The sequence below is a fragment of the Asaia krungthepensis NRIC 0535 genome (assembly GCF_025995175.1).
In the GTDB taxonomy this organism is placed as follows: domain Bacteria; phylum Pseudomonadota; class Alphaproteobacteria; order Acetobacterales; family Acetobacteraceae; genus Asaia; species Asaia krungthepensis.
Genome location: NZ_BAPV01000041.1, coordinates 1 through 13,037 on the forward strand (window position 1 = coordinate 1; position 13,037 = coordinate 13,037).

12 protein-coding genes and 1 pseudogene are annotated in these 13,037 nt (G+C 60.5%); all 13 read right to left on the reverse strand.

What is annotated here, in order from left to right:
• Positions 1–244 (reverse strand): annotated as a pseudogene (locus AA0535_RS11450) (hypothetical protein); the annotation flags it as partial.
• Complete coding sequence (locus AA0535_RS11455; RefSeq protein ID WP_264816377.1) at positions 241–1,971, reverse strand: pilus assembly protein PilN; 1,731 nt, start codon at positions 1,969–1,971, stop codon at positions 241–243. The gene AA0535_RS11455 and the pseudogene AA0535_RS11450, both read right to left, overlap by 4 nt.
• A complete protein-coding gene (locus AA0535_RS11460; protein WP_264816380.1) occupies positions 1,968–2,909 on the reverse strand; it encodes a toxin co-regulated pilus biosynthesis Q family protein in 942 nt (313 codons plus the stop codon). Before AA0535_RS11460 ends, AA0535_RS11455 begins: the two co-directional genes overlap by 4 nt.
• Entirely contained in the window at positions 2,906–3,928 is a 1,023-nt protein-coding gene (locus tag AA0535_RS11465) for a TrbG/VirB9 family P-type conjugative transfer protein (protein WP_264816382.1), read from the reverse strand. Before AA0535_RS11465 ends, AA0535_RS11460 begins: the two co-directional genes overlap by 4 nt.
• 35 nt (positions 3,929–3,963) lie before the next feature.
• Positions 3,964–7,026 (reverse strand): type IV secretion protein DotO, encoded by a 3,063-nt coding sequence (locus AA0535_RS11470; RefSeq protein WP_264816385.1) that lies wholly within the window; start codon positions 7,024–7,026, stop codon positions 3,964–3,966.
• Positions 7,023–7,568, reverse strand: a complete 546-nt coding sequence (locus AA0535_RS11475) for a hypothetical protein (protein ID WP_264816387.1) — start codon at positions 7,566–7,568, stop codon at positions 7,023–7,025. Before AA0535_RS11475 ends, AA0535_RS11470 begins: the two co-directional genes overlap by 4 nt.
• Before the next feature lie 12 nt (positions 7,569–7,580).
• Positions 7,581–7,994, reverse strand: coding sequence for a hypothetical protein (locus tag AA0535_RS11480; RefSeq protein WP_264816390.1), 414 nt, complete (start codon positions 7,992–7,994; stop codon positions 7,581–7,583).
• Between the two features lie 25 nt (positions 7,995–8,019).
• Positions 8,020–8,577, reverse strand: a complete 558-nt coding sequence (locus AA0535_RS11485) for a hypothetical protein (RefSeq protein ID WP_264816392.1) — start codon at positions 8,575–8,577, stop codon at positions 8,020–8,022.
• Between the two features lie 2 nt (positions 8,578–8,579).
• Positions 8,580–9,677 carry a hypothetical protein gene (locus tag AA0535_RS11490; protein WP_264816393.1) on the reverse strand — a complete coding sequence of 366 codons (1,098 nt, stop codon included), beginning with the start codon at positions 9,675–9,677 and terminating at the stop codon, positions 8,580–8,582.
• A gap of 72 nt (positions 9,678–9,749) precedes the next feature.
• On the reverse strand, positions 9,750–11,063 hold the full coding sequence (locus AA0535_RS11495; RefSeq protein ID WP_264816394.1) for a DotG/IcmE/VirB10 family protein: 1,314 nt from the start codon (positions 11,061–11,063) through the stop codon (positions 9,750–9,752).
• A complete protein-coding gene (locus AA0535_RS11500; protein WP_264816396.1) occupies positions 11,060–11,875 on the reverse strand; it encodes a DotH/IcmK family type IV secretion protein in 816 nt (271 codons plus the stop codon). The genes AA0535_RS11495 and AA0535_RS11500 overlap by 4 nt, the downstream gene beginning before the upstream one ends.
• A 103-nt stretch (positions 11,876–11,978) precedes the next feature.
• Positions 11,979–12,620 (reverse strand): DotI/IcmL family type IV secretion protein, encoded by a 642-nt coding sequence (locus tag AA0535_RS11505; RefSeq protein WP_264816397.1) that lies wholly within the window; start codon positions 12,618–12,620, stop codon positions 11,979–11,981.
• A 1-nt stretch (position 12,621) separates the two neighbouring features.
• A partial coding sequence (locus tag AA0535_RS11510; protein ID WP_264816399.1) for a hypothetical protein occupies positions 12,622–13,037 on the reverse strand: 416 nt, incomplete at its 5' end.

Below are 13,037 nucleotides of genomic sequence, written 5' to 3' on the forward strand. Positions count from 1 at the left end.
TCTCGACCTCCTCAATTTTCGCTTTGGCTTCGGCGGCTTTCTGAAAATCGTTCAAGGCCTGAAGGCAGGCGGCATTCATGGAAAGCTGCTGTGCTGAAAGAACACCATCAGCTCCGGGCTCCTGTAGATGAGTTGCACATTGGGGAATGGCGGCCAGGGCCGGTTGCACCGCGGAGCCCATGCAAAGAACCATTGTGAGGCGTTTCACAACGAGGATCGGGGAAAAGGATCGCGAACGCGTCATAGGGTGTGGGCCTCCACGGTCACGATGATCTGCGTCTTGTTGATCTGAGCGTCCCCGCCGCCGCCCAACAGCCAGTTCATGGCGCTCCCAGCTCCTGTACGATTGCGCGATGATGCGTCATCGATGTAGCCGGTGAGCATCAGCGTGCTCCCTGACTTGAGAACGACCTGATTCTCGAACGACGTGCTGGATGTCCTGGGTTCCTGGATCTGCGAACCGTTTTGCCCGAAGGTCGACAGATTGAGCAGCGTCTGCAGAACGGCATCAAGGTGCAGCATGATGCGGTCACCGATGATCTTGGGCGTGACGTGCCCTGCAAACCCACTCATGACGATACCAGGCTGAATGCTCGACGACGAACCGGCGTTGGTTGCAAGGACGCTCGAGGTCGAGGCGGCGTAGGTATCGTTTACGCCGTTCTGGAAGGGAGCTGTGATGTTGTTGGTTGTTACTACCGGGCGTTCATACAGCTCGGTCACGTTCCCGATTTCAGAGAGAGCCTGAATAGCGCCACCGGACCCGGCAAACTGTCCTGCAGTTCCTTTGGCGGAATTGAGGATTGTCGCGCCGAAGTTGAATGGTGTCGTCGTCGACGAAATGACTGGCGCTGCGACTGGCACCATTGTCATGCCGTAGGTTTTGGCGGCGCTCTCGAACGCAACCTTCGGGCTCCATCCATACCCGGTCTCATGCGTGATCTTCAGCGTGTAGACGTGGATATCGATCGCGACCTGCTTGAGCATCGTCTCGCTGAGCTCGTGCATCCAGTCCTCGACGCGGGCAACTTCCTCAGGCGTTCCGGATACGGAAAGGGTGCCAAGTCCCTCATCGGCGAAAACGTGGCCGCCTCCGGCCATCATCTGCGCAGTCTGTTGCAGACCTTTCCAGCGATCGGCTGTCGATTTGTAGGATACGGAGGATACGCCGGTTGACGCACCCGAGGACCCGGAACTGCCTCCCATGCCGCCGCCGGACGCGCCGGATCCGGAAGACATGCCGCCACTGGACCCGCCGCCCATACCGGAGGAACTGCCGGACGAACTGCCCCCCGTATAGGCCGAGATGGAATCATTGATTGTCGACGCGCCACTGAATGCCGGCACGATGAAAGTCTTGGTCTTGTTGCGGAAGAATTCCTCGTGATCGTCGCGATATTCGGCCCAGACACCATAACGCGTTGCGATTGCCTGGAACATGCCATTGCGATCTCCCTCATACTGGATCCAGGGCCCCGAGCCCCGCCATCCAGCGAGATCGACACCATGGGCATGGTTGGACTGTCCCGCAGAGAGTGAAGCGCCTGACAGGGAAGGCGGGGCAGGGAGGGACTGGCCGTTGAAACTGACGGGGCTCGCCGTAACCGGGGCGGCACTTGCGGTGCTGCCATAGTCGTCGTCCTCTGCGTCGGGTGAGACGACGACGGGTATATGGGTCTTGCGCGACGCAGCTATCGCGGCATCTCTCAGAGGGACGGGGCGTGCGATGAGGATCGACGCTCGCGGCTGCAAAATCGCAGGGATCAGAGCCTGGTCTTTGACGGGCTCGCCCAGAAGATAGGGTGCATCGACTGTTGTGACAGTTGCCGTCTGAGGGAGATGTCCGGCATCGACAGCTTTCTGTGTTTCTTCTTCCCGCTTTTTGGCAGCTTCGAAATCCTGGCAACCCGCGAGCACGGCGGTCAGCGCAACACCCGCAGTGAGACGGCGCGAGAGTGTAGAGAGTATCATTGGCCGGCTCCCATATTGGTGACGACCGCAACGTGGTTCGTCGTCCAGAATCTGAGGCTGAGCGCCTTGCCCTGCTGGGCCAGTGCTCTGATCACCTGCGAGAACACGCCGGTTTCCTGGCCCTTCGCATCCGTGATCTGAAAGGGACCCGTGAATGTCGTCGTCACCGGCACGACCCAGTTCATGTTTTTGGGCCAGATCACTGTCCAGCCGGCACGATCGCCCCAAGCCAGCATCTGGTCGCGGATGGGCTGACCTTCGACCAGAGACCAGCTCGGCTGCCAGGCAATGGGTGCGACGACAGGTGCCGGAGCGATGGAGGCCGTGACCGGCTTTGCAGCGGGGCTGTTGGAAGCAAGGGGTGCGAGCGCCAGAGGCGCGCCTGACGCCGCTTTCGCGGGAACGGTCGACGCCGCAGACGCTAGAGGTGTTGCGACAATGGGTGCAGGCTTTGCCACCGGCCCAGGAAGCGTCTGGGGCGGGATAGTCAAAGCCAGAAACCGGCCATTGCGTATGGTGCATTGCCCAATACGCTGCGTTGCCCCGTCGCTTGCATGGTCATACAGACAGGTGGCCGAAGCGTCATCGACATCAAGGGCCAGCATGATGTTCTGTCCCACTGGCGTTACGCTGTAGCGCACGGCATGAGCACCCGGGTAATCCATGCCGCTTGGCGCGATGCCAAAGCCTCGTTCGCGCAAGGTGTCGGTGAGAAGGATTTCTGCATGAGCGGGGTCTGGCCCTTCAAAGGGGGCAAGACGAAGCGTCGATTTCGGCGCATCGAGGCTGTCGGCGAGAATATCGGCGATAAAGACAGTCAGTGCTGAGATGTCACGAAAGCCGCTAATATCGACGTGTGAAGTGCGTGCCTCATCGCCCGTTGTGCAGGCGACAAGGGAGACCAGCATGGCGGCTGCCCCTGCTGCGCGACGCATCATGGCGCCCTCCTGTGGGTTAAGCGGACGCTGGGCGCATCGGGCTCGGCTCCGATGAGCAGGGCATCCTCGATGCGTTGGTCGATGACATAGGAATCTCCGACCGTACGATAATCGCCGGTCCTGCCGCCGCCTGGCGCCAGGACGACGAGGCGCGGGCGCGCTACGATCGCGCCAGGCGGAAACTGGATGTAGGTGCGATCTCCCTCGCGATAGGCACGCAACGGTTTCCACTGGGGGTTCGCGCCGCTGATGACGAAACCGAAATCAGGAGCGACAGATGACGATCTCTGTCCCGTTTCTGTAGCGCGCGGGTTCGCCTGAGCATCGGTCGTACCGGGCTCGGGCTGGTTCTGGGCATCGTTATCGTCATAGATGAACCGCACCGACTGCATTGTGTCGCCGTCAGGATCAAGGACGAGGACGTAGCGGCGCTTGTTGGTCGGGATATGAAGGACCGCGCTCGTGGCCTCCATATGCGGAGTCAGGGCTGCCGCCCAGCTCGAATGAACGCCTCGGGTGCCCTTGACGACTGTGACGGTCCAGCCTGATTCCTGATCGGTCTGCAGGCGGCTCGTCGTGACACGCTCGCCGGTCTGAAGGTTGACGACGCAGATCTGTCCGGGGCGGCAATGCACACGGGCATAACCATCGCCAAAGCCGAACCATGTCGCGCCCGCGCGCAGAAAACGCGGTGTCGCCTCGGCACCTCTGGCCGGGTGGGGCGCCGCGCCGCTGGTGGGGCTGTCTGGGTGCAGCACCAAAGGCCCTCCGTGATAATCGTTTGTGGTGTAGAGCGGCAGCGTCTGTCTTGCTGGCGTCGCAATCCGCTCATTGAGGCTCGCCATGAAGCCATGCGTGCGATCGAGCGCCTGTTGCAGGGCCAGCTCGGGACTTGGCAGGCCGGGAACGTCGAGGGCTACTGGCGCGGATCTTTCGGCCTCGCATCCCGCCAAAGACAGCAGAGCGGGAGCGAGCAGTGTTGCGCAGGCTCTGGTGCGGCGGAGAAGAAATGGCTTCATGAGGCAAAATGTGCCTCAGGGCGATGTGAGCGCGTTCACTCTCTGATGACTGCGCCGAGACCAACCCCGTTGATGATCTCAAGCGCGATTTCATCAATGATGCCCGACTGCACCATGTCTTCGGATTGGCCGTCCTTCATGCGCACGCTTGTGCGGCGATCGATTTCCTTTTCTGCCGAGCCGTGCGGGAAGACACGAGCAAGACGCTGCCGGGCTACAGTGGATCCTAGCGCGTCGTAAACACGTCGCCTCAGGCTGCTATCCACTTTCGTTGTCGAGAGCGCCCAGAGTTCCACAGGGCCCATGAGATTGAGGAGGTACATCTCATAGACCTGATCGCCGACCTTGACCTGCATGAGGAAAGGAGCGCCGCTCCCGTCGTCGCGCGGGCCATTGAGGCTCGTGAGGATGGCGGTTCCCTGCTCTGTCAGCTCGAATCTCTTGCGGCAAAGCTGAGCTTCGGGACCATTCTCGACACTGACGATAAAGCGGCCCGTCGATTGATTGCACAGATAGTCGCCAAAATCTTCCACACGCTGACTGGCCAGTCCGATCGACATGCGTCGCTTTGCTCCACGTCGAGCCACCTCCTCGAATTGCGCCCGGACATAAGGGGCACCTTTCGTCCGCTGAAACTCATCGCACTCGAGCCGCTTGAACGACTCGGAAATCTCTCTGAACCTTGCTCTAAGAGCGTCGCGTATGTGCTCGGGCGCAGCGTCGGCGTGTTCGGGCGTCAGGAAAAGCTGGCGCGAGACGATATTGAACCCGAGTAGATACATCAGCTCATTCTGACGCTGGGTTTCTGGAGTGCTGCCTTCAGGCGCGACTGAATCAATATCGAGGGCGATGATGCGTGCAGCGCTCAGATCGATCTGCGTTGGCTTGCACAAAGTCGGATACTGCTTGGTAAAGCTGTTGAGGTAACGCCGACAAATGGAAATAATGTCCTCGGCCCCAGCTGCGGCCCGGACTTTGTCGTAGTCGATGCCAATTGCCGTATCGCTCGACAGGATGTCGATAAGATCGTGCATCGTGGGCACTGCGTAGCGTGTGGCCAGTCCTGCACCATGGAGATCGCCTGCCTGCCCCAGTGCATCCGCTGCGTCCCACCATGTGGGGTTCGCAGGGAGTTGCGCGCCGATCGAAGCCAGCTTTTCTGCGATCAGAGGTGCCTCGCGCGGTTCGTATCGCTGGGGTTTCGTGCTGGGTCCGTAGTCGCTCTTTGCATCATACGCAGCGTCGATCGCATCGTAGAGGACCTGGCTCATGCCGTCATAGGCACTTCCATCGGGTTTCGCGCAGACGAGGTTGATGAAATTGGTCAGGAAGGTGCGATGATAATCGAGGGGCTTGCGGCAGCAGGGCTCGGTATCGAAAATGTTGATCGCGTGCTCGTCTATGAAGCGCAAGGACATATGCGTTGCGAGGTGCCGCTCCTCGGGGCGCAGGGCTGATCGAACCATGTCCACAAAACCGCTGCAGGAATCCCCGATATCCAGCTTTCCGATAAGGGGCAGGCGGATACCATCCGTGGTCATGGCCGCTTCGCTGGTGATTGTTGACAGCAAGAGCAGGTTCATCAGGGCGGATTTGCCGGTACGGGAGCGACCGATGAACAGATCGAGTTGCGCTTTGCGCCCCCTGCCGGAGGGATCGTATGCAACGATCGTTCCGTCACTCGTTCTGAACAGCGCAGCCCCATCCCCCCAGGGCGCTCCCGCACGCGCCCACGGCATCATGGTCATGATCTGGCTGAGCGGTGCTGCTGTCGGCGGTGCCGTAGAAGCGATCGCAAGGCCGGGTGCGCTTGAAAGGACGCCAGCAAGAGGGTCGCCACACATCGTCGTTGCGGACATTCCTCCCCATGTGCCAATCGCCTGGCCGAGGCTCGACGAACGCTTGCGCAGCAACTCCATTTCTCCATCAGGTGCTGACGTCGCAAAGCTCATGCGGGCCTTGACAATCTTGTCGGTACGCTGACCCCTCAGGGCGTTCACGTGCTCGAACGCGTCATAAACTGACTTGTTGGGGCCAAAGCGCAACATGCCGGCAAGCGTCTTTTTCCAGAGCATCAGGCTTTCTGGCGCACCTTCGATCAGCGTCGAAAACCGCCATGGCTGAGAACGGGCGGCGCGATCGGCGATCAGCTCCGTAATCGGCGGCCGGACCTGCCCGATACGTGTCACGTCCAGTGGTAGCCACAAAAGCGTATCGAGGCGCGTCGCTGCAAACCCATCTGTCTGCGCATCGCCCATGAAAATCTGCTCGCGCAGGGAAGGCCATAGAGAGGCTTCCGCGCTCTGCGGTCGCTCCTCGTCAGGGAGTATATCAGGCGGTGGATCTGAAGGGATTACCGGATCCCATTGGCTGCCGATCGTGTCGGGGTAGATCTCCTGACGGATCACCTGCAGCGCGGCTCTGGAACTCAGAACCTCTGTTTGCACATCGTGATTGGCGAAGATCTGCGCAACGTTGCGCACGAAGGCGTGGTGGATGGCGGCGAGTGCCGGGTCGTGCAAAATCGGGTTCTGGGCGTCGCCCATGGGAGGCAGCGTCCCAGCACTTTTCCGCTTGTCTTTGTCATGCGCTTTGCGCTCTCCGCGCGAAAGTCGCCCTGGGCGCGTCCACAGGACGAGCCAGATGCGCTCTTGACGCATGTATCGCGGGAAGATGGAGAGACGCTCGGCAAAGATATCGTCGAAATTGGCGCGCAGTCCCTTGGCGATGCGTTTGCGCTCGTCGATCTGCTGGCTTATGGCCGCCTCTGCACCTTGGGGATCACTGATATAGACGAACTGGGCAGCGTGTCCCGGTTGCTCGAATGATGAGCCGAAGCTGAGACAGATTTCCTGTGCGCGTGCCTCGATCTCGGCGCGCGTGGCCAGTCTGCGCATGCCGTCAATCCTGATGATGCTCGCATAATCACCACCAAAGCTGATCAGGCCTTCCTCGCTGCAGGTCGCCAGATCGCAAAACGCTGTCAAAGGAAGACGAAACCGGCTCCAGATTTTGGCTGTAAGCCCTTGCAGAGCGACGAGGGGCAGGAAGCCCCGGGCGAACAGCTTCGGAGGGGGCGTCAGAGCCGTTTCGCTCAAGAGGAGGAACCTTCTTTCAGGGTGTTCAGATAGTGTCGATAGCTGTTCGGCTCATCAGGCAGGCCTACGCCGTGATGCAGGACCCGTATCCCGCTTGCGACATGCTGACGCTGGAGTGGGGCCTGGCTGAGCTTCCTGGCCGCCTCGCGCAGATGGGAAATCTGGGCTGTGCCGATCCGTTCGATCAACCCGCCAGCCTGGGCCCGAAGTTCGGCGAAGATGGCCCCGGCGTGACCTGCCGGGCCCGTAGTGGCGGTGCCGATCGCTTCGCCTTGTTGCGCGCAGACAGCGTGCAATGCGAGAGTAAGTCGCGAGAGAACGCCCTGATCGACGTGCGGTAGCCAGATCAGCGACGCCGTCTCATCGATGCGTGGGGTGTCCAGCGCATAAGCCGGGAGGCAGGTGGGGCAGAGCGCCTTGCCTGCCACCGACACTGTAGCCCTGGCGTGTTGGCAGCAGGTGCAGATCGTCTCGTCCGGGCCTTCAAAGCGGCTCGCTATGAGCGTCCCAGGCGAGCGGGCGTAGCGGACGAGATCCTGCATGGGGCTCAATCCTTACTTGTCAAAGCGCATCATCTGCTGGCTACCATCCACACTGGCGCTGGTACCGAACAGTGTGAAGGTTGCCGTACGCACGATGAAGGGCAGCGTCAGAAGAAGCCCGCCCGCGACGATGCCGGCAAACACCATGCCCATACGCGTTCCGGCATTCGGATTACGCGTGTGTTGATACCAGCCCCATATGGCGATGATGAACAATGCGCCGCCCACGATCCAGCAGACGCTGTTAAATCCCATTGCGGCCGCGTCATTGAAATGTCCCGTCGCGGTACGGGTCAGATCGTCGATCGCCTGGGCATGCGCGTGAGGCATGCAGAGCAGCAGCGTCGCGGCGGCGATAATGCCAAGCGGCAGGCGGGCGGGGCGCAGGAGGGTGCGAAATAGACGCGTCGGGAATGTCTTGGTCATGAGGGCTGAGACTTTCTTTGAGAGGTTAGTGGCCCTGGATCGCCCAGGTGCCGATCTGGCTGACTTTCTCGATGTTCATCATCAGGATGGATCCGATGAGCGCCGTGACGTTCATGCCTGTCGATGAGTCGTTCCTGCCTTGCGCCCTGTCGATCTGACGTTTGACCGCAAGAAACGCGATAAGCCCGCCATAGCTGATGAAGTAGGGATCGAAGACATCGATCATGGCTTTCATCAGCGAGGTCGGGCCCTGGGACACAGCCTGGTTGAATGCGGCGGCGTCAAAGCTGTAGGCCGCGACCCCACCGTCCTGACCCTGTGTGAGCGAGGCCGTCGTCGAAAAACCAAATGACCTGTTCAGAACATTGAGAAACTGCGGAAAGGACAGAAGAGTACCCGAGCCGAGGAAAAGGATCTCAGGGGCAAAGCCCCTGGTCACCAGACCGTTTTGCAGCGTGGCACGGCCGTAGAAGCCCCAGATGGCCGAGATCATCATGGAGCCGCCGACGATGTAGCAGAGCGTTGGCAGCAACCAGCCAAGCGCGTTGCCCAGCGACGCACAAAAGGAGAGGATGCCGACCATGACTAGTGGATCACGCCATGCTCAGTGACGACCTCCCAACTCTCGCCGACCTGCCGCAGCTCACGGATAGCACCCCATCCTGCAAGATGATCGTCGCCGGGGGCTTCGACGCCGGCCGGATGAATAATGCGGCCCTGTCCATCGGGGCCGGCAATCAGGGCAATCGTGGGTGATCCGGAGAGGACGTGATACGGGTGACGCGGGACGGAAGGCGGAGAAACCGGCTTGCTGACTGCAGAAGCCTGCGAGGGTGGTACAGCAGGGCTCGCGCGATGCACCGCCGCTGCCGCAGGAGCGACCGGCGATGCTGCGGGTGCAAGGGGCTGGACGGCCGGGTCGATTGCCGGATGAGCCTGTAAGTTGTCATCGATGCGATCGACACGATGACGGATCTCGCCAAGCGCGCCATTGACGGTGCCGAAGCTTGCCGCGCTCTGAGTGACCAGGGTTGTCAGTGCCTGTTTTGTCTCCGACAGGTCGGCACTGATTTTTTCGTTCTGTGCTTTGACTGCAGCAATCTGACGCGCGAGATCGAGAATGATCGACGCCTGACTATCCGCATTAAGAGCCGCAGGCACGCCGTGCCCTGTCGTATCCCCCACCTGGGGAGTGCCGGCATGTGGTGTGCCCTGTTGGTCCGGACCAGGAATGGCGACGGCTGAAGACGCGGACGTTTTCGGCGTCGCTCCCTGCTCTCGGCTGTGGGGCGACGCAGAGGGCAATCCGGGCCCCGAGGCAAAGGCGAACTGGCCAGATGCCGGTGTCGCGGCGCTGATGGAGGCGGGCGGTGATACGACATGATCATTGACGAAGGGCACCATGACGCCATGCTGTGTCACGGTCTTGAGGCCGATATAGCCTCCCCCGGCAATGACTGCGCCGCCAATGAAAAGGATGGGCAGTGACCGGCTGCCAATGCGCCTGCGCGTGCCCTTTGTCTTTGGCCCCACCATACGCATTTTGCTTGTGCGTGGCGCGGCATCTTCCTCTTCCTGCGTGATTTCCTCCAGGGCGGGATCAGCATCGGCGCCCGCGCGCTGAGGGGTGCGAAGCTGCGTGACTTTACGCTCGATCTGCTCGCTGGACTGAGCTGCGGCCATGATGCGGTCCTTTCCTTTCGATGACCGCATGATACCTGTGCGCAATGTGAGCGCGGTGCAGGGCTTCTGAAATCAGGGGGCGTAGACAGGCTCGAGGAAGACAATCCCCACCGATGCGCCCTGTTCGAGCCTGGACGTCGCTTTTTGTGGTGTCTGCTTTTGCAGGAACTGACCCAGACTTTGTCCAACAGCTCCACCCGCCATGCCAAGCTGTTGAGGAAGCGTGTAATGAGTGAAGGATGCGAGGCCTAACCCTGCCGTATAAGTCTGGGTGTTGTTGTTTTGCAGCGCTGTACCCAGGCCCTGAACGAACGCGGCCGCTGCAGGCAGGGCAACACGTGTCATGAGATGCTCATTGACCTCGGTCGCAACGCCGGCCTCACCGCTGTCGGGTGCGACAACAAACGCATTGACGGAAATAGGCGCGTTATCGTCGATCATAAGCTTCTGGATCTTGATGACCAGGAGATCGCTCTCCATCGTGAATGAGCCGATCATGCGCGCACCGGTAAATGGGCCACTATCGGCCTGCAGCAGCACGCTCTGATTGATGTCACTGTTCACCGTCAGGACAGCGTGCCCGATGATGCCACGACCGCCACGGAGCAAAACCGTGCGCTTGCTGGTCCTTGAGGCTGCGTCCTGTGTTGCAGAGGACGACGCTTTCTCTCCGGTTTGCGCCTGGGATGTCTCGAACCCGCCTGAACCTGGCCCAGCCCCACGACCGGAGGCTGCATCTCCTCCCGCGGGGAGGCTAACGTTCAGGCTCGCTGGGCGGCCGCCCCATAATGCGAAGAGCTCTGACTTCTGCGTGTCCGATAACGTGCCCGGGCGCGGCGGGCGAGGAGGTGATGCGCCTGGCTCCACAAAACCGACCGGTCTTACCGGCTTCTGCGGCGAGGCTGCCGAGGCCGAAGCCGGGTCGGCTGGCCTTTGCGCGGTGGCCGATCCCTGAGGTTTGGCCGCTACGTCCGGCTGGGGGTTTTCCGCAGGCTTGCCTGTATCCTGCATGGGCGTATCGCCGAGTTCGCCCCCGCCTTGCGCAGGCGCTGCACTGCCCTGCAGAGCACTGGCATAGGAACTATGATTGCGCCTCGCTTTCTCTGCAGCAGCCTTGTCGGCATCGCGGTTTGTCTTGTCCATCACCGCTGAATTGTTTTCGCCCCCTGCGGGCACTGGCATTTGCGGTAGCGACAGCGCAGTCGATCGTGGAGCGTCTACATGCCGCCCGTCCGAGAACAGATAGGTCGCGACAACGCCAGACAGCAGAAATCCTAACGCCCAGGGCGCGAGCCTGCGTGCATCACGAGTGCTTTGCGCGAAGTTGGTCGGAAGACGAGCGGATCCCCGCTTTGTCGAATGATCCGGTGAGTTGCTATCGCTCACGGCCCTTCCTCTCCAAGAGATATTCCGGTAAGTTGCCCATTCACCGTCATCAGCAGGCGCGAAGTATCGCGCAGCACATAGGCCGTGACGCCATATTCGGTCTCATGCGCGGTAGGGGCTGGTGAATCGAGCATATAGCGTGTCCGGAGCAGAACCTGTCCGCGATACCGCCAGGCACGCAGATCGTCAGCGCTGACGCCAGTCACGGTCAGGGGAGTGGCCTGTTCGGGCGGGACACCGTCGAGCAATGCGTTGAGCCAAGGGACGCCTGTTTCAGGGGCGTCTGCCTCCAGAACGGGTAGATCCTGTGCTTTGGGACCGCGCTCCTTGACGCGCACCGTCATCTGTCCGTCATAGACACCGGGCCCTGCAATGATAACGAAGTAAATGGGTTGCTTGGCCTTTTCGAGGCTGATCAGCACACCGCCACGGGGATAGCGCGACAGTGGCGTGAGCTGCACGACATTCGACCCAGCGACAGGCACACAGGCATTGATGCCAATAGCGCGGATGGCAGCATTCTCACCAGCACCGTGGCTGTCGCAATCTGCCGTCTTGTTCGTCATGAGGTTCCAGGCGATCGGCCATGGCTGACCTGTACTATCGAGGAAGGTCAGCGATGAGGGGTAGCCCTGCGCGAGACGCACAATATTTGTCTGTCCGCCCGGCTGCATCGTGACCGTGACCGATCGCGATTGCGGCACGGCCATGCGGTAGGGGTCATCGATGCCGTTCTTCAGTCGCTCGCCCTGGTCGTACTGATCGAAGGCCTCTTTCAGCGCTCCTGGTGGCGCCGGGAGACTCTGATACATTGGGTCCAGGGGCTTTTGCTGGCTATCCTGCTGCGCATATGCAGGAAAAACCGCCGCTGCGCATGCCAGGGCCGATATCGTCAATAATCGGTACGGGCGCAGATCAACCATCGCGATCTGAAAGCGGCGCGTTGAGTTCGGTGATTTCCAGACCATCCGGATGCTCAGGATCATTGGTTTTCTGGATCGTTACGTGTATGGAAAGGAGATTGTTCTTGGATCCGCTCTCATTCTCGAAGCGCAAATCCATTGGAAAATCCACCTTCCAGAAGTACACGCCATTACGCGTGCCTTTACTGCGGACCGAGGCCGCTGCCCGCGGGGTAGCGGTCAGAAAGACGCGCCTGTCCTTGATGTACTGGATGTTTCCAGCCCCCTGAAACGACTGTCCCCAGGCGTTCCATGCTGGCGGCGCGAAGGCGGCACTCGAAGCATCTAGTTGTCTCTCGATGTGGACGAAATCGAGCGTATAGAGTGTTGTTACCTTATCGACCGCCCAATTCGTGACCTGAGCGTCCGTAAAATACGGCTGGTCTGTCACGAGAAGTTCGCGCGGCTTATTGAACGCGTCATGATAGATATATTTGACGCGGGGCGGATTCATCACGAGCAGGATGATCGCGATCGTTTCGAGCACGAGCAGGCTGCCGAGAATAAGCGCAGCTAATATACCCCAACGCGAGAGCTTTTGCAGAAAAGCGGGATCGAGCAGAAGGCGATCAATCGCCTTGGTGGAGCCGCGCATCTCAATGGAACCTTGCAATACGCTTGGCCCTGTCTTTCGAATAATGAACGCGTCTCTTGTCCTTCTTCTGGACAAACCAGCGTCTGCCGTTATCCGTGTCCTCCTTCGCCACAATCTGGTCGGAAATCGCGTGACAGACCGGATGGTCGAGCGGATCGGCAAACTCGACAGCGTCGATCAGCGTGATGCCATGCCGTGGCGGAAGACCGGCGCGATTGGCACGCTCGCGTACCGCGCCCGGTGTGGCGCCGATCAGCGTCGCGATGAGCGACGCCGTAAAGCTGCGCTTCCAGAGTTCGGCCAGCATATCGAGACCATCATTGGACCAGGAGAGGCGGCTTCCGCGCGTCTGGAACAGGGATTTTATCTGCTCGAGCGGAGAAACTCTATTGACAAATAAGCCGTGAAATGCGGGGG

Coding starts and splice junctions, on each gene's coding strand:
- AA0535_RS11455 (WP_264816377.1), bottom strand. CDS start 1,971: ATGATACTCTCTACACTCTCGCGCCGTCTCACTGCGGGTGTTGCGCTG.
- AA0535_RS11460 (WP_264816380.1), bottom strand. CDS start 2,909: ATGATGCGTCGCGCAGCAGGGGCAGCCGCCATGCTGGTCTCCCTTGTC.
- AA0535_RS11465 (WP_264816382.1), bottom strand. CDS start 3,928: ATGAAGCCATTTCTTCTCCGCCGCACCAGAGCCTGCGCAACACTGCTC.
- AA0535_RS11475 (WP_264816387.1), bottom strand. CDS start 7,568: ATGCAGGATCTCGTCCGCTACGCCCGCTCGCCTGGGACGCTCATAGCG.
- AA0535_RS11480 (WP_264816390.1), bottom strand. CDS start 7,994: ATGACCAAGACATTCCCGACGCGTCTATTTCGCACCCTCCTGCGCCCC.
- AA0535_RS11485 (WP_264816392.1), bottom strand. CDS start 8,577: ATGGTCGGCATCCTCTCCTTTTGTGCGTCGCTGGGCAACGCGCTTGGC.
- AA0535_RS11490 (WP_264816393.1), bottom strand. CDS start 9,677: ATGGCCGCAGCTCAGTCCAGCGAGCAGATCGAGCGTAAAGTCACGCAG.
- AA0535_RS11500 (WP_264816396.1), bottom strand. CDS start 11,875: ATGTATCAGAGTCTCCCGGCGCCACCAGGAGCGCTGAAAGAGGCCTTC.
- AA0535_RS11505 (WP_264816397.1), bottom strand. CDS start 12,620: ATGCGCGGCTCCACCAAGGCGATTGATCGCCTTCTGCTCGATCCCGCT.